This is a genomic window from Pseudomonas sp. PIC25, assembly GCF_002286785.1.
Classification (GTDB): Bacteria; Pseudomonadota; Gammaproteobacteria; order Pseudomonadales; family Pseudomonadaceae; genus Pseudomonas_M.
Window position 1 is genome coordinate 17,893 of sequence record NZ_MUJY01000051.1, and the last position, 15,641, is coordinate 33,533.

Sequence of the window (15,641 nt, forward strand, 5' to 3'; positions counted from 1 at the left end):
TCGGGTGCCGTGGCTGATGGTGATGGCTATGCTCGGCGCATAACCATAGAGCCTGTTCAAAGTCTGCTGCGCGTCGGCCCTGCTGCGTTGAAAACAGGCTGGATCGCCAGCCCGGTCGGACTGCTCATTTACAGTTCGTAAACTCCGCGTCCTCGCCTGTTTTTGCGGGGCCGCCGAGGCCTTGCATGGCTCTAGCTCGCGAGACTTTGAACACGCTCTTAAGAGGGAAGCGTATGCGCAGTCGCCTGTTGTTCGTCCTTCCGTTGCTGGCCGTCCTGGCCGGTTGTTCCACCTCCGGTGCCTTCTTCGGCGAAACCGACGGGCCGGCATTCCAGGCTCACACGCCGAGCGACGGGCAGCATGCGCTGGTCTACCTGTACCGGCCGCGCAGCGACTGGGCCGACCAGGAGCTGGAGGCCCCCGGGCTGTTCATCAACAACAACCTGATCGGCAGCCTGCCGAGCAATGGCTACCTGGTGCTGGAGTTCGAGGCCGCCGGCTATCAGCTGGAAATGCGTCGTCCCTTGTTCGGCAGCTTCTGGACCCTGTTCGCCGACGGCCCGCTGGATTTCACCCGCATCGCCAGCTTCAGCCTGGAAACCGAGGCGGGCAGTGCCTACTACCTGCGCTACGACGAACTCAACCCGCCCCCGGCCAACTGCAAGCCGAACCAGGGCGACGGCCCGTTGCAACTGGTATCGGAAAGCCTCGCGCTGAGCGAACTCGCCGCGACTCGACAGGTGCAGCCCTTCGAGCAGATCGCCGCCAACGGCGACAAGAAACCGCGACCGCAGCGTGGCTTCTGGCGCGGCGTAGGGCGGGCGTTGGACAAGATCGGTATCTGAGGGCTACGGGCGGAGAAGTGTGGGAGTGAATTCATTCGCGAACCCAGATACACCGCTGCTTCGCCATTCGCGGATGAATCCGCTCCGACAATAGCGGCCGCCTCTGGGCGAACTCATTCGCCCAACCCAACCCTGTTCCACCCGTCGCAGCCAATCGGCCATCCGCCGTTGTAGTACTACGCTATTACCCGCTGCCCGGGGAGGCGCGCGATGATCCGTGCGTTCCCCATCCATCAAGGAGACAGATCATGGCTGCGAAGAAGATTCTGATGCTGGTCGGCGACTACGCCGAAGACTACGAGACCATGGTGCCGTTCCAGGCACTGCAGATGGTGGGGCATACCGTGCATGCCGTGTGTCCGGACAAAAAGGCCGGGCAGAGCGTTCGCACGGCGGTGCATGACTTCGAAGGCGACCAGACCTACAGCGAGAAGCCCGGACACAACTTCGCCCTGAATGCGGACTTCGCCGGCGTGCGTGCCGAGGATTACGATGCGCTGTTGATCCCGGGTGGACGGGCGCCGGAATACTTGCGGCTGAACGCCACGGTGATCGAGCTGGTGAAGGCGTTCGATGCGGCGAAGAAACCCATCGCGGCGGTCTGCCACGGCGCCCAACTGCTCGCCGCTGCCGGCGTGCTCAAGGGCCGTGCCTGCAGCGCCTACCCGGCTTGTGCCCCGGAGGTGCGGCTGGCGGGTGGCGACTACGTGGCTATCCCGGTGGACCAGGCACACGTCGAGGGTAATCTGGTCACCGCGCCGGCCTGGCCGGCGCATCCGGCGTGGTTGGCGAAGTTCCTCGAACTGCTCGGTACCCGCATCGACCTGTAGTCGTCGCGGCTCCCGGCGCGACCGATATGCGCCGGGCAGCCGGCTTCGGAGATCGAAATGTGTGAACTCTATGTAAAAGCCGACCCGATTCTCTACGAGTCCCGCTCGCGCTCGCTGCGCATCCGTGGAGTGGTCACCACCCTGCGCCTGGAGAACCAGTTCTGGGACATCCTGCGGGAAATCGCCGAAGTGGACGGCATGACCACCAACCAGTTGATCACCAAGCTGTACGACGAGGTGATGGACTATCGTGGCGAAGTGGTCAATTTTGCGTCCTTCCTGCGGGTGAGCTGCACCCGCTACCTCGCCCAGCGCCGCGCCAGCGTGCATGAGTTGCCGAAACCGCGGGCATTGGCGTAGCGGTGAGGTAATGTCGGCGAAGCTCCGCTGAGCGAATGAATTCGCCCCGGTTGCGTGTACCATCGGTCCGCTTTTGTAGGAGCTAGCTCCGCTGGTGATGCACTTGTGCTGCCCATTTCGCGAGCAAGCTCGCTCCCACAAGTTTCCACGCCTTCCACGGGAGTGGGTCATGGGTGGGGGCGAAGTTCCCCTCAATCGACCTGGGCGATCCAGTCCATCAGGTTGTAGTAGTTGGTCACGCGGGCGATCTTGCCGTCGCGGATCTCGAAGAAGGCGCCGGCCGGCAGTTCGTAGGTCTGGCCGGTGGCGGGCGGCAGGCCTTCGTCGTCCACCAGATACTGGCCATGCACCACGAACTCCGCCGCGGCGCGGCTGCCGTCGCCGTTGGTCATTACCACGATGTCGCTGAGGCGCTCCTTGTAGCAGTGGTTCATTTTGTCCATGAAGGCGCTGAACGCCGGCTTCCCGGTCTCCCGCATGCCCTGGTTGATGTCATGGACGACGTCGTCGCAAAGCAGGGCGAGGAAGGCCGGCATGTCATGGGCATTGAAGGCGGCGTAGTAAGCGTGGATCAGCTCGGTGGTGGTCATGCGATGGTTCCTGTCGCAAAGGGTTAAACCGGACGATGACGGCCATGATAGGTTTTTCACTTAGATGGGGCATTGCCATCCACGTCATTTACGCCAACAAAACGACGTTTTTTTCATGGATATCCACCTGCTTCACGGTTCGGCCATCGAACCGTTCATAACCGACCTGGCGCGGCTGCGCATCGAAGTATTCCGCGAGTTCCCGTACCTCTACGACGGTACCGCGGAATACGAGGCGAACTACCTGAATACCTATGCCCGTTCGGCGCGGAGCCTGTTCGTCCTGGCATTGGACCGCGGGCAGGTGGTCGGTGCATCCACCGGTTTGCCGATGGCCGACGAGACGGACGAGTTCAAGCGGCCGTTCCTCGAACAGGGCTGGGACCCGCAGCGGATTTTCTATTTCGGCGAGTCGGTGCTGTTGCCGGCATACCGTGGCTCCGGCCTGGGCGTGCGTTTTTTCGTCGAACGCGAGGGGTATGCCCGTCGCCTCGGTGGTTTCGACTGGTGCGCGTTCTGCGCCGTCGAGCGTCCTGCCGATCATCCGCGCCGGCCTCCCGGCTACCAGCCGCTGAACGCCTTCTGGGAGAAGCGCGGCTATCGCCATCACCCCGAGCTGCGCACCGAATACCGTTGGCGGGACCTGGGCGATGCCGAGGAAAGCGCCAAGCCCATGTCCTTCTGGCTGAAAGAGTTGAACACATGATCCGGGTCGCCGCCTGCCAGTACGCCATCGAATTGTTCGAGACGGCCGAGTCCTATGCCGGGCACCTGCGCGCCCTCTGTCGCCAGGCGACCGGGCAGGGCGCCCGGCTATTGCTCCTGCCGGAATACGCCGGGCTGGTCCTCAGCGGCCAACTGCCGCCAGCGCAACGCAGCGACCTGTCGGGTTCTATCGCCGGTATCCAGACGTTGCTGGACGGCTGGTTGCAGCTCTGTGCGGACATCGCCCGTGAGTTGGGAATTTATCTGCAACCGGGCTCGGCGCCGGTCCGCGACCCGGATGGCCGCTACCGCAACCGCGCCTGGCTGTTCGGCCCGGATGGCTGCCTGGGGCATCAGGACAAGCTGATGATGACCCGCTTCGAGCGCGAGCAATGGGGCATTGAGGCGGGGGAAGGACTCAGGGTGTTCGATACCGACCTCGGTCGATTGGGCATCCTGATCTGCTACGACAACGAATTCCCGCTGCTCGCCCGCCGCCTGGCCGAGGGCGGTGCCGATCTGATCCTGGCACCCAGTTGCACCGATACCGAGGCTGGCTTCCACCGGGTGCGCATCGGTTGCCAGGCGCGGGCGCTGGAAAACCAGATCGCCGTGCTGCAGTCGCCCACCGTGGGGCTGGCGCCCTGGTCGCCGGCACTGGACGAGAACATCGGCCGCGCCGGGCTCTATGTCCCGCCGGACTACGGCATGCCTGCGGATGGTGTGGTGGCGTCGAGTGCCGGGCTCTGTCCGTCCGGCAGCCAGTGGCTGATCGCCGATCTCGATCTCGACGAGGTACGCCGGGTACGCGAGCAAGGGCAAGTGTTCACCCGCCGCGACTGGCCGGAGCAGTTCGCGGACGGGATGTTGCGATTGCGCTGAGGAGCCGGGCGGCGGGCGCCCGGCGATTCTTCCCTTAGCGTCCGGCGTTGGCCTGGAGGGCGGCGACGGCCTGTGCCAGATAGGCGAGGAGCGCCGGAGTCGTCCAGGTGCCTTCGTTCAGGGTCGGTTCGCGCTCATGGGCGAGGCGAATCTTCCGGTGCGTCTCGGGATCGTCGCCAGCGTAGCCGCGCAACAGCTCCAGCCAGCGGCCGGCCAGTTGGCGCGCTTGCGGGCTGTCCGCTGCCATGCCGTCGTCCATTACTTGGCGCAAGTCCGCCAGCAGCGCCGGCCATGCCTGCATCCGCTGCGCATAGTGCCCTCGCATGAAGGTCATCTCGTCGGCCGACAGGTAGCGCTCGTACAGTGCCAGCCGGCTCTCCGCGAAGGCCGTCATGATGAACGCGCCGATCGCCGGCGTGATGCCCAGTTGCGCCTGCAGCGAGGCTTCGTGGGCATGCATGTCGTTGAGCTTCACCAGCCAGGCCGGGTTCGCCGCCGTGTCGCGTTCCAAGGCGCACATCCAGCGCCGGGCCAGGGCCTGGGCGGCTTCGCTGCGTGGCGATGCGGACTGGCGCATGAGAGTCTCCGCCTCGCGGGCCAGGGCGGTCCATTCCTCGCGCTTGGTGGCGCCGTCCTGGTAGAAGGGCAGTGCGGCGAGTTCTTCCGGGGAAAAGTAGCGGTCGTACATGGTCATCATTTCCAAGGTGGTCAGCCAGTCGGCCAGCTCCGGCTCTTCCCCATCGAGAAACTGCCCGTGCAACTGCGCCAGTCGTTCGCGCAGCAGGCGTTGTTGGGCGATCTGTCGATCCAGCAGACGGATCTGCTGCTCGACGAGACGGGGAAGGGACAGATCCGGCCGGTCCAGGATCGCTCCGATGTCCGCCAGCGAGACGCCCAGACCTCGCAGCGCCTGGATTTGATGCAGGCGCGCGATGTCCTTGCGTCCATAGAGCCGGTAGCCGGCGTCGGAGCGTGCCGAAGGACGGAGCAGGCCGATGCTGTCGTAATGGTGCAGGGTCCTGACGGTCAGGCCGCTGCGTCGGGCGAGTTCGCCCACGCGCAGGTTCATCGATGTGTCCTCCCTTCGAGCGTTGCCATCCTCGGGCCTCACGTTGCGTGAGGGTCAAGCGTTCTTTCCGGCTGCGGAAAAACGAACGCCCCGAACGGGTCGGGGCGTTTGTCGTGTCGCGAGGCGGTTTTTTTACTTCACTTCCACCGCCAGGTTCTCGGCGATCTTCTTCTGCCAGATCGCCGGGCCGGTGATGTGTACCGATTCGCCCTGGGTGTCGACCGCCACGGTCACCGGCATGTCCTTCACTTCGAACTCGTAGATGGCTTCCATCCCGAGTTCCTCGAAGGCCAGCACCTTGGACTTCTTGATCGCCTGGGCCACGAGGTATGCGGCGCCGCCGACGGCCATCAGGTAGACGGCCTTGTTGTCCTTGATCGCCTCGATGGCGATGGGGCCGCGCTCGGACTTGCCGATCATGCCGAGCAGACCGGTCTGCTCGAGAATCTGGCGGGTGAACTTGTCCATGCGGGTGGCGGTGGTGGGACCGGCCGGGCCGACCACTTCGTCGCCGACCGGATCGACCGGGCCGACGTAATAGATGAAGCGGCCTTTCAGGTCCACCGGCAGCGGCTCGCCCTTGTTCAGCATGTCGACCATGCGCTTGTGCGCGGCGTCGCGGCCGGTGAGCATCTTGCCGTTGAGCAGCAGGGTCTCGCCCGGCTTCCAGCTCTGCACGTCTTCCGGGGTAACGGTGTCGAGGTTCACGCGACGCGCACTCGGGCCGGCTTCCCAGACGATTTCCGGGTAGGCGTCCAGCGGCGGCGCCTCCAGGCTGGCCGGGCCGGAGCCATCGAGCACGAAGTGGGCGTGACGGGTGGCGGCGCAGTTGGGGATCATGCACACCGGCAGCGAGGCGGCGTGGGTCGGGTAATCCATGATCTTGACGTCGAGCACGGTGGTCAGACCGCCCAGGCCCTGGGCGCCGATGCCCAGCTGGTTGACCTTCTCGAACAGCTCCAGGCGCAGTTCCTCGATGCGGTTCTGCGGGCCGCGGGCTTTCAGTTCGTGGATGTCGATGGGCTCCATCAGGACTTCCTTCGCCATCACCGCAGCCTTCTCGGCGGTGCCGCCGATGCCGATGCCGAGCATGCCCGGCGGGCACCAGCCGGCACCCATGGTCGGAACGGTCTTCAGCACCCAGTCGACGATGGAGTCGGACGGGTTGAGCATGGCCATCTTCGACTTGTTCTCCGAGCCGCCGCCCTTGGCCGCGACGTCCACCTCGACCTTGTCGCCGGGGACGATGGAGTAGTGGATCACCGCCGGGGTGTTGTCCTTGGTGTTCTTACGGGCCCCGGCCGGGTCGGCCAGGATCGAGGCGCGCAGGACGTTCTCCGGCAGGTTGTAGGCACGGCGAACGCCTTCGTTGATCATATCGTCGACGCTCATGGTGGCGCCGTCCCAACGCACGTCCATGCCGACGCGGATGAACACGGTGACGATGCCGGTGTCCTGGCAGATCGGGCGGTGGCCGGTGGCGCACATGCGCGAGTTGATCAGGATCTGCGCCATGGAATCGCGCGCGGCCGGCGATTCTTCCTTCAGGTAGGCCTCGTGCATGGCCTGGATGAAATCAACCGGGTGGTAATAGGAGATGAACTGCAGGGCGTCGGCGACGCTCTGAATCAGGTCGTCTTGCTTGATCACGGTCACGGGGGCGCGCTCCTCTGGAATACGGGAACATCTGGAAGCGCCGGACCACGACCCGGCGCGCTTGCAAGGTAAAAAAGGCGCGGCAGTATACCGCGCACGTCGTAACGGGGACACCCGCCACGGTCGACCTTGGTAGGTGATCGCCAGATTCGGCCGGCGACTTTTCCTCTGGAATCTAGGCATTTTGTGATCACAGGGGTAGAGTGGCGGCCAGGTGCCAGCACGGGACGGAGCCCATGAGCACATCGAGTCACCGGGGCAAGCGCCGAGCCTTGCAGAGCCTGCTGATGAAGCGCTTCTACATGGCGGCGGCGACGTACGGCCTGGGATTGCTGCTGAATTGGGTCGCGGTGTTCAGCGACCTCTACCAGGCGTCGGTGGCCGGTGCGCTGCTGACCACCGGGCTGGTCGTGCTCAGCCAACTGGCCTTCTTCCTGATCTTCCGCAGCGGGCGCAACCTGCGCCTGCGCGATCCCAGCCTGACCGAGCCCCAGGTGCTGGTGGCGCTGGCCTGGCACACCTGGTTCCTTTCGCAAATGAGCGTCGGGCGCGGCACCTTGCTGGTGCTCTACGTGTTGATCCTGCTATTCGGCGTCTTCCAGTTGCAGCCGAAAGTCTTCGTGCGCTGCGCCGCTGCGGCCTTCTTCGGATTCGCCGGGCTGAACCTGTGGGAAGCCTGGCGGATGACCCTGGACGATCCCGGCCTGGCGGTGCTGCAGCTCAGCGTGCTGTTCGTGGTGCTGGTCTGGCTCAGCCTGTTCGCCAGTTACGTGCACGCGCTGCGCCAGCGCATGCGGCAAAGGCGCTTTGCCTTGCAGGCGCATCAGGATACGCTGCGCGGCATGATGCGCCAGCTCGAAGACCTGGTTGCCACCGACGAGTTGACCGGGTTGTTCAATCGCCGCCATTTCCTCCGCCTCGCCGCCCGTGAACTGGGGCAGCTTGCCCACGGCCGCCAGCTCGGCCTGGCACTGATCGACCTGGATTACTTCAAGCGGATCAACGACGTCCACGGCCATGCTGCTGGCGACCGCGTGCTGCAAACCTTTGCCGCGGTGGCGCGGGCCTGCCTGCGCGACGGCGACGTGCTGGCGCGTTATGGCGGCGAAGAGTTCGTCCTGCTGCTGCCGAACACCGATGCCGACCAGTGCACCGCCTGCTGCGAGCGCCTGCGCGAAGCCTTCAGCCAGGCCGAGCCGGTGGGTGTGCAGGTGGACAACCTCAGCCTATCGGTGGGCATGACCCTGCTGAACTGCGGCGACGATCTGGACGAGGCCTTGCAGCGCGCCGACCAGGCGCTCTACCGGGCCAAGCGTGGCGGGCGCAACCGTTGCGACGCCACCTGGGAGGGCGTCGATGCCTGAGCTGTACGCCGGCGGCCGCCACTGGGTCGTCGCCCCTGGCGCCAACCTGCTGGACGCCTTGCGTGACGGCGGGGTGGCCGTTCCCTACAGTTGCCGGGCCGGCAGTTGTCATGCCTGCCTGGTGCGTTGCCGGCGCGGCGAACCGAACGATGCCCAGCCCGATGCGCTCGACGCCGCGCGCCGCGAGAGCGGCTGGCGGCTGGCCTGTCAGTGCCGGGTAGTGGATGACCTCGAGGTGGAAGTCTTCGACCCGCTGCGCGACGGGCTTCCCGCCGACGTGGCGGAAGTCGGCTGGATGAGCCCGACCGTCCTGCGGTTGCGCGTGCATCCGCAGAAGCCGCTGGCCTACCGCGCCGGGCAGCATCTGGTGCTGTGGACGGCGACGGGAGTGGCTCGACCGTATTCCCTGGCCAGCCTGCCGGGCGAGGACCCTTGGCTCGAATTTCACTTGGACTGCCGTCAGCCCGGGGCCTTCAGCGATGCAGCCCGGGCCTTGCGTCCGGGCGATGCGTTGCGTCTCGGCGAGCTGCGCGGCGGAGCTCTGCACTACGACCCCGACTGGCAGGAGCGGCCGCTCTGCCTGATGGCTGCCGGCACCGGTCTGGCGCCGCTCTGGGGTGTGCTGCGCGAGGCGCTGCGGCAGGATCACCGAGGCCCCATCCGCCTCATTCACCTCGCCCATGATGCCGCCGAGCATTACCTCGCCGAGCCCCTGGCGGCGCTGGCCCGGCAGCATCCTGCGGTGCAGGCGGAGCTGATCGTGCCGGCCGAGTTGCCGGCTGTTTTGGCCGGATTCCGCCTTGTTTCGCGGCAAACCGTCGCCTTACTCTGCGGCCATCCCGACCGTGTCGAGACCTTCGCCCGCCGCCTCTATCTCGCCGGCTTGCCGCGCAACCAGATGCTGGCCGACGTTTTTCTCCCGCGCGTCGGCTGACTTCGCCGCCAGGGAATCGCCATGACCGATCACATCCTCGTCGAGCGCGAGCAGGGGCTGCTGACCCTGCGTCTCAATCGCCCGGACAAGCTCAACGCACTGACCCGCGCCATGTACGGCCGCCTGGCCGATGCACTGACCGAGGCCGACCAGGATCCGACGGTGCGGGCGGTGCTGATCGCCGGCAGCGACACCTGCTTCACCAGCGGCAACGATGTGGAAGATTTCCTCAAGGCGCCGCCGAGCGGCCTGGACAGCCCGGTGTTCCATTTCATGCGCGCGCTGTTCGAGCTGAGCAAACCGGTGGCGGCGGCGGTGGCCGGGCCGGCGGTGGGTATCGGCACCACGCTGTTGCTGCATTGCGACCTGGTCTACGTGAGCCGGGATGCCCGTCTGAAGATGCCGTTCGTCAACCTCGGCCTGTGCCCCGAGTTCGGTTCCAGCCTGATCCTGCCGCGTCTGCTCGGTCAGGCACGGGCGGCTGAATTGTTGCTGCTGGGCGAAGGGTTCAGCGGCGAACAGGCAGCGGCCTGGGGCATTGCCCTGGAAGCGTTGGACGACGGCCCTGCCACCCTGGCCAGGGCACGGGAGCGGGCCTTGCGCTTCCTCGAACTGCCACCGGCCGCGGTGGCCGACAGCAAGCGTCTGATGCGTGCGCCGGGGCGCGAGGAGCTGCGCCGGGTGATCACCGAAGAAGGCGAGCTGTTCGGCCAGCGCCTGCGTTCGCCGGAGGCGGTCGAGGCACTGAGCGCATTTTTGCAAAGGCGGAAGCCGGATTTCTCTCGCTTCGCTTGAGAGCGGCTCCGGACACTGGTCAGCCGCAGGTAACCCGCTTGATCACCTGGGCGGCGTCGGTTTCCAGGTTGAGGCGCTGGGCGTTGTATTCCATGGTCACTGCGTCGTTCGGTCCCAGCACACGCGCGGTCTGGGCGCCGGCCTTGCGGCGGGCTTCTTCGAGGATCTCGAAACTGGCGGTCTTGCCGATCAGGCTCTGCACCGGCGCGGCGTCGCATCGGCCGCTGAAGTGATCGCCGGCCGGCTCTTCCGGTGCCTGGACGGGTTTATCCGTCGTACTGCTGCAGCCGGCGAGAGTGGCGAAGACCAGGGCGCAGCCGATGATTAATTGTTTGGAATGCATGCTCTCTCCTTGGGTGTCGTGAAGCACAACCATACCCGCCAGGGGCAGGCGTGTGCATCGGACTGTTCCGGCGAGGTGGTGTTCCCGGTGCGTATGTATCGGCGCTTGTCAGGCGGTGGTGTCGATGAAGTTGCCGAGATTCGGCGGATTGGCGCCGGAGGGCAGGGGTGGCAGGGCCTCGACCAGGGCTAGGGCGCTCAGGGCCTGGAGGTCCAGCGCCTTTTCCAGGACCTGCACGGACGTTTCCATCGCGAGCTGCGCGGCGGTGGCGGCGGTGAAGGCGCTGGTGAGGCTGGAGATTTCCATGCGGGTCCCTGGGCCGGAAGGGGAGCCTGCAGGTTAACCCGGATGCGTCCGGTGCGAAACCCATGGGGAGCGCCGGGGGACGGAAGGTCGTGGTGGCCCGATAGAAAAGCGCACCTGATCTGAGCGTTTTGGATCGCATGGCCGCTTTCAAAATCGGTAGGCGCTGAAGTCAGCCAGAAAGACATGACTACTTCAGGCCACCCCTAAGGCCGATCAGTTAATCCCCAATCTTCCCAAAGGAAACTCTGAAAAAGCCCTGAATTTGCGAAGCAGCCGCTCTGTAACCCGCATGGTTGCTAGAGCGTATTTTTCAAGGACTGGCTTTTTCAGACCATCCCAAACAGCCGATCAGAAATGGAATGCCAGTCAGCTTAACTGGCTGGTATAGCCGCTTCGGCTCTTCTTTTTGTCAGGGAACATATTTCAACTGGAACTGTTGGTTTATTCCGTTCAAATGGGTCCATTGGCGAATATCGCCGCCGTTCTCGGTGCTGAAGTTGAAAACATCGAGGGCCAAGTTGCTGTGCCGTGAAACGATATTGTAAAACCCGGCACCGACATCGATCAATTTCCATTGTTGATGAGTACCACCCGTCCAGGTGCCCTGGCGGATATCCGCTCCCGCCACTGTGCTTTGTTGTTCGACTTCAACGGCTTTGCCGCTATGGGAAGCTCGGATCGAGTAATAACCATTCCCCAGCGATTTGAGATCGAAATGCTGGTTGGCACGATTGTCGTATGTCCACTGTATGATATCGGCATTATCTGCCTTGCTGCCTCCCTCCACATCCAAGACCTTTCCACTGAGCCGGGAAACGATTGCGACACGTCCCTCGATGCTCGTCATTACTGTGTTCGAACTCTTCTGTAAAGTGAAATTGCGTGTGAATTTAGGCCAGTCGTTAGTGAAGCTCATCTGGAGAAGATCAAGCCTTGGGATTCCTTTGTCGGTGGTGCCGTCATAGTAGTGAATGCTGACAAGGTGCTGGCCGTTATTATTGAAATAACCAAAATGGCCAGGTCCAATGTAACGGCCCTTTGTCTTCAATACGGTAGTGCCGCCACCATTATAAAGATCGACCCCGTTTTTATCGAGAAACGGGCCTGTCGGTTTGTCGGATTTTCCTGCCACGACGTAATAAGTGCTTTTCGTTCCTGCGCAGCAATCGCCAAGGTTGGCGAAGAGATAATAATAGCCGTTGATATATTGAATCTGGCCCGCCTCGAGTTCATGCCACTTACCATTATTCCCTGCGACAGGATAGCGGATATTATTCATCCTTTTGCCAGTGGTGGGGTCGATTTGTGCAACGAACAAGCCAGAATAGTGGGAGCCATATATCATCCAGACGTTATCGTTCGCGTCCTTGAATACGCCAGGGTCAATTGTATTCGTAGGGAGCTTATATGGGGAGTAAGGTTCGGTTTTCGATGATACGACCATTCCTAGGTCGCGCCACTTCGGAGTGTTCAGAGAATCAGAAACGGCAACGCCTATCGCTGATTCGAAGCTAGAATCCGTTGTGGCAAAGGCAGAATAGTAGAGATAGTACTTGCCATTCATCTTTACTACGTCTGGAGCCCAGAAGTGTCCTTTGAAGTTCTTGACATATTTATTTATCCAGTTCGGCCATGTGCCTTCTGGGAATGTCGGGCCGTTGAATTTCCAGTCGATTAGGTCTGTTGAGTAGCGACTATCTATTCCGTTGCTGGTACTGAAGGTCCAGTAAGTATTTTCTTCTTTTTGTATTGTGGCAGGATCGTGGATTTCTGTGATTCCAGTTAATTGAATGGCATGTATAGGCATGGCAACACATGCCAAAAGGCTGAAACAGAACCCAGTAAATGGTTTTTTCATGTAGATGTGCTTCCTGAAGGAAAGGCGAAAGGAGGAGTTGTTAGATTTCTTGGTAAACGATGTTGCTTCAGGGAAATCCAGTCACGCGGGCCGCCAAATTACCTGCGCAGGTGGAAGTATGGCAATTCTGTCTTGGTTTGTTATGCATCTCGATTCACAAAAAATCGACTGTATCTGGGCCTTTGGGACTTGGGCTTTTCTGCTTTATTTTAAGGATTTTCTTATTCTTCGTAGGGGATTGCTGGCTTGGTGTGGGAAGTTGCTGATACATGGATATTTGGAAAGCTCCGAAGAAGAACTTCCCGATGCTGGTGAAATACGCAGATCCCATTGCCGAGTATCCCGATGAGGCAGATGACTTTCGCCGACCCTGAGTACTCCGGTAAACGCAAGCTTGCGAGCACGGTCTATCGTCTACGTATATAGTCGTCGCTTTCCGCCATCGAGGTACCGAGTCGCTTATGCAAAGGAATGCCGGTCAGGGGCTTTCGTTCGCCAGACGTCTTTACGCGCCGCGCCTGTTCGGTCTGGGGGTCGGCTTCTTCTGCGTCGCCGCCGGGCTCTGGTACCTCGATAAACCGGCCTGGGTCTGGGCGCTGCTGGTTTTCAACGGCTATCTCTGGCCGCACTTGGCCTTTCAATTGGCGAAGCATTCCCAGACCCCCTACCGCGCGGAGCATCGCAACCTGCTGATCGACTCGGTATTCGGCGGGTTCTGGACCGGCGCGATGCAGTTCAACGCGCTGCCCAGCGTGACCATTCTCTCGATGATGGCGATGAACAACGTCGCCGCCGGCGGGGCGCGTTTCTTCCTGGTTGGCAGCCTGGCGCAATTGGCGGGCGTGGCGATCGCCCTGCTGGTCTTCGGTCCGGCGTTTTCCCCGGAGACCCGTCTCGAACAGCTCTACGCCTGCCTGCCGATGCTAGTGCTCTATCCGCTGTCGCTGGGCCTGGTGTGCTACCGCCTGACCATTCAGCTGGCCGACCACAAGCGCGCCCTGCGGGCGGTCAGCCGTACCGACAGCCTGACCAGCCTGTACAACCATGGCTATTGGAAAGACTTGCTCCAGGTCGAATTCCTCAAGTGTCGCGGCCACCATCAGCGTGCCACGGTGGCGCTGATCGACATCGATCATTTCAAGGCGATCAACGACACCCACGGGCACATCGTCGGCGACAGCGTGCTGCGCCTGCTCAGCGAGCGTCTGGTGCAGAACCTGCGTAGCGAGGACCTGGCCGGGCGCTACGGTGGCGACGAGTTCTGCGTGATCCTGCCGAACACCCCGCCGGTGCTGGCCAAGGAGATCATGGAGCGGCTGCGGGAAAGCCTGAGCGACGTGCGCACCGAGCTGGCACCCGAGCTGCGCATCACCCTGAGTATCGGCCTCGCCGGCTACAGCCCTTACCAGCGGGATGCCTCCGACTGGCTCAAGGACGCCGACCAGGCGCTCTACGTCGCCAAGTCGTCCGGTCGCAACCAGGTGAGCATGGCCAACGATGCGCTGCATCATCCGCCGCCGGTCGAGGGCTGACGCGCTCCGGAATCAGGCGGAGCTGCGCAGCCGGGCGAGGTCGCGCAGCGGCGGTGCGCCGAACTGGCGGCTGTACTCGCGGCTGAACTGCGACGGGCTCTCGTAGCCCACCCGGTAGCCGGCCGCCGAGGCTTCCAACCCTTCCGCCAGCATCAGCCGGCGGGCTTCCTGCAGGCGCAACTGCTTCTGGTATTGCAGCGGGCTCATGGCGGTGACTTCCTTGAAACGGTGGTGCAGCGTCGACGGGCTGAGATTGACCGTCCGCGCCAGTTCCTCGATACGCAATGGCTTGTGGTAGTAGCGGTTCAGCCACTCGATGGCGCGCGTCACCCGGTGCGTCTGGCTGTCGGCGATGGCGATCTCCACCAGGCGCTGGCCCTGGGGGCTGCGCAGCAGGCGGTAGAAGATTTCGCGCAGGGCCAGCGGCGCCAGCATGGGGATGTCCTTCGGTGTGTCGAGCAGACGGATCAAACGCAGCACGGCATCCAGCAGCGGCGCATCGACACGCCCAAGATACAGGCCGCGACGATCCTGGGTGGTCAGGCCGAGCGGGCCGGCATCGGCGATCAAGCTGCCGATCTCCGCCGGGTCGATGGCCAGCTTGACACAGAGATAGGGCTGTTCCGGCGAAGCCTCGATCACCGAGCCGGTCACCGGCAGGGTCACCGAGGCGACCAGGTAGTTCAGCGGGTCGTAGACATAGCGCTCGTCGTTCAGCATCACTTCCTTGCGACCCTGGGCAATGATGCACAGGCTGGGCTGGTAGACCCCCGGAGTGAAGGAGGTGGTCTTGTCGCCGCGGATCAGGTCGAGGGGGGCAATAGCGGTCTGATGAATGCCTTCGGCAGTGGTGAAGCGCGAGATCAGCGCCGCCAGTTCGTTCTGGCGCTGTTCGATATCGAGGGGAAGCGCGGCGGTATCCGGCATGATGGGCCTCCTTGGACTTTTCACCAGCTTAGCGGGGCGCGATGAACAAATCTGCGGGCCTCCCCAATCCCGTGCAGGATCGTGCAAGCAATCGGCAGGAACGTGCAACGTCCGGCAGCCCGCGCATGACAGCCTTGTGACGGGCTTTCGCGGACTTTTTCCGCGCGCCGGCCGGCGCGACAGTTTTGGGCAAGAACCCGGCAGGAATCGGTTATCGACCCACGCCAATCAGCCCTTACTCTGGAAGAGTCTCGACCGCTGGTCGTTTCCTGCCGCTTTTTCAAGGAGCACCGCCATGAGCGAAACGATGCCCGTCACCACTCTGGCTCTGGTTCGCGCCCGCGCCGGCCGCTCGGACGAACTCGGCTGCCGTCTCGGCGTGTTGATCGAGCCCGCCCTGAGCACGCCCGGCTGCCTGCGCTATGAACTGCAACGTGCGCCGGACGATCCCGATCTCTGGCGAATCCATGGCCTCTGGGCTTCGGAGGAGGCCATGACCACCTACCTCGACATGCCTGTGGTGCAGGTATTCGCCGACATTCTCCACGACCGATCCGCCAGCCTGGTGGACCTGCACAGCTTCGCCGGCAGCCTCGCATCGCTGGAAGACTGGCGGGCGGCGTAGCATGTCAAAGCCATGGCAGT

At 63.1% G+C, this 15,641-nt stretch carries 17 protein-coding genes; 10 read left to right on the plus strand and 7 right to left on the minus strand.

The window, feature by feature from the left end:
- Positions 1-233 precede the first annotated feature (233 nt).
- The 3 genes from BZL41_RS05355 to BZL41_RS05365 all read left to right on the plus strand — a co-directional run bounded on the left by BZL41_RS05355 (position 234) and on the right by BZL41_RS05365 (position 2,035).
- Positions 234-845: a DUF2846 domain-containing protein gene (locus BZL41_RS05355; protein ID WP_095598337.1), complete on the plus strand. Its 612-nt coding sequence runs from the start codon at positions 234-236 to the stop codon at positions 843-845.
- 245 nt (positions 846-1,090) lie between these two features.
- Complete coding sequence (locus BZL41_RS05360; RefSeq protein WP_174706135.1) at positions 1,091-1,675, plus strand: DJ-1/PfpI family protein; 585 nt, start codon at positions 1,091-1,093, stop codon at positions 1,673-1,675.
- Between the two features lie 57 nt (positions 1,676-1,732).
- Positions 1,733-2,035, plus strand: coding sequence for a ribbon-helix-helix domain-containing protein (locus BZL41_RS05365; protein WP_084336252.1), 303 nt, complete (start codon positions 1,733-1,735; stop codon positions 2,033-2,035).
- Between the two features lie 191 nt (positions 2,036-2,226).
- On the opposite strand, the gene BZL41_RS05370 is transcribed toward BZL41_RS05365, so the two are convergent.
- Positions 2,227-2,625, minus strand: coding sequence for a nuclear transport factor 2 family protein (locus tag BZL41_RS05370; RefSeq protein ID WP_095598339.1), 399 nt, complete (start codon positions 2,623-2,625; stop codon positions 2,227-2,229).
- Positions 2,626-2,740: 115 nt separating this feature from the next.
- Between BZL41_RS05370 and BZL41_RS05375 the strand changes: the two genes are divergently transcribed.
- Positions 2,741-3,331: a GNAT family N-acetyltransferase gene (locus tag BZL41_RS05375; protein WP_095598340.1), complete on the plus strand. Its 591-nt coding sequence runs from the start codon at positions 2,741-2,743 to the stop codon at positions 3,329-3,331.
- On the plus strand, positions 3,328-4,212 hold the full coding sequence (locus BZL41_RS05380; RefSeq protein WP_095598341.1) for a carbon-nitrogen hydrolase family protein: 885 nt from the start codon (positions 3,328-3,330) through the stop codon (positions 4,210-4,212). Before BZL41_RS05375 ends, BZL41_RS05380 begins: the two co-directional genes overlap by 4 nt.
- Before the next feature lie 34 nt (positions 4,213-4,246).
- On the opposite strand, the gene BZL41_RS05385 is transcribed toward BZL41_RS05380, so the two are convergent.
- Complete coding sequence (locus BZL41_RS05385; protein WP_095598342.1) at positions 4,247-5,281, minus strand: MerR family transcriptional regulator; 1,035 nt, start codon at positions 5,279-5,281, stop codon at positions 4,247-4,249.
- A 132-nt stretch (positions 5,282-5,413) separates the two neighbouring features.
- Positions 5,414-6,937, minus strand: coding sequence for a fumarate hydratase (locus tag BZL41_RS05390; RefSeq protein ID WP_095598343.1), 1,524 nt, complete (start codon positions 6,935-6,937; stop codon positions 5,414-5,416).
- A 236-nt stretch (positions 6,938-7,173) separates the two neighbouring features.
- Here BZL41_RS05390 and BZL41_RS05395 point away from each other — a divergent pair, with 236 nt between their 5' ends.
- Genes BZL41_RS05395 through BZL41_RS05405 form a run of 3 tightly spaced genes read left to right on the plus strand, consistent with a single transcriptional unit; the run spans position 7,174 to position 10,030 of the window.
- On the plus strand, positions 7,174-8,301 hold the full coding sequence (locus tag BZL41_RS05395; RefSeq protein WP_095598344.1) for a diguanylate cyclase: 1,128 nt from the start codon (positions 7,174-7,176) through the stop codon (positions 8,299-8,301).
- Positions 8,294-9,235 (plus strand): iron-sulfur-binding ferredoxin reductase, encoded by a 942-nt coding sequence (locus BZL41_RS05400; RefSeq protein ID WP_095598345.1) that lies wholly within the window; start codon positions 8,294-8,296, stop codon positions 9,233-9,235. Before BZL41_RS05395 ends, BZL41_RS05400 begins: the two co-directional genes overlap by 8 nt.
- 21 nt (positions 9,236-9,256) lie before the next feature.
- Complete coding sequence (locus BZL41_RS05405) at positions 9,257-10,030, plus strand: enoyl-CoA hydratase (RefSeq protein WP_095598346.1); 774 nt, start codon at positions 9,257-9,259, stop codon at positions 10,028-10,030.
- Between the two features lie 19 nt (positions 10,031-10,049).
- On the opposite strand, the gene BZL41_RS05410 is transcribed toward BZL41_RS05405, so the two are convergent.
- The 3 genes from BZL41_RS05410 to BZL41_RS05420 form a co-directional block, all read right to left on the minus strand.
- Entirely contained in the window at positions 10,050-10,373 is a 324-nt protein-coding gene (locus BZL41_RS05410; protein WP_095598347.1) for an I78 family peptidase inhibitor, read from the minus strand.
- 108 nt (positions 10,374-10,481) lie between these two features.
- A complete protein-coding gene (locus tag BZL41_RS05415) occupies positions 10,482-10,679 on the minus strand; it encodes a YjfB family protein (RefSeq protein ID WP_095598348.1) in 198 nt (65 codons plus the stop codon).
- Between the two features lie 409 nt (positions 10,680-11,088).
- The gene (locus tag BZL41_RS05420; RefSeq protein ID WP_095598349.1) at positions 11,089-12,537 is read right to left on the minus strand and encodes an RICIN domain-containing protein; all 1,449 of its coding nucleotides are present in this window, start codon (positions 12,535-12,537) and stop codon (positions 11,089-11,091) included.
- Between the two features lie 461 nt (positions 12,538-12,998).
- On the opposite strand from BZL41_RS05420, the gene BZL41_RS05425 reads away from it, so the two are divergent.
- Entirely contained in the window at positions 12,999-14,069 is a 1,071-nt protein-coding gene (locus BZL41_RS05425) for a diguanylate cyclase (protein ID WP_095598350.1), read from the plus strand.
- 12 nt (positions 14,070-14,081) lie between these two features.
- Here the strand turns inward: BZL41_RS05425 and BZL41_RS05430 are convergent, their stop codons facing one another.
- Positions 14,082-14,996: an AraC family transcriptional regulator gene (locus BZL41_RS05430; RefSeq protein WP_095598351.1), complete on the minus strand. Its 915-nt coding sequence runs from the start codon at positions 14,994-14,996 to the stop codon at positions 14,082-14,084.
- Positions 14,997-15,291: 295 nt separating this feature from the next.
- Between BZL41_RS05430 and BZL41_RS28370 the strand changes: the two genes are divergently transcribed.
- Positions 15,292-15,621, plus strand: a complete 330-nt coding sequence (locus tag BZL41_RS28370) for an antibiotic biosynthesis monooxygenase family protein (protein ID WP_168190953.1) — start codon at positions 15,292-15,294, stop codon at positions 15,619-15,621.
- Positions 15,622-15,641 lie beyond the last annotated feature (20 nt).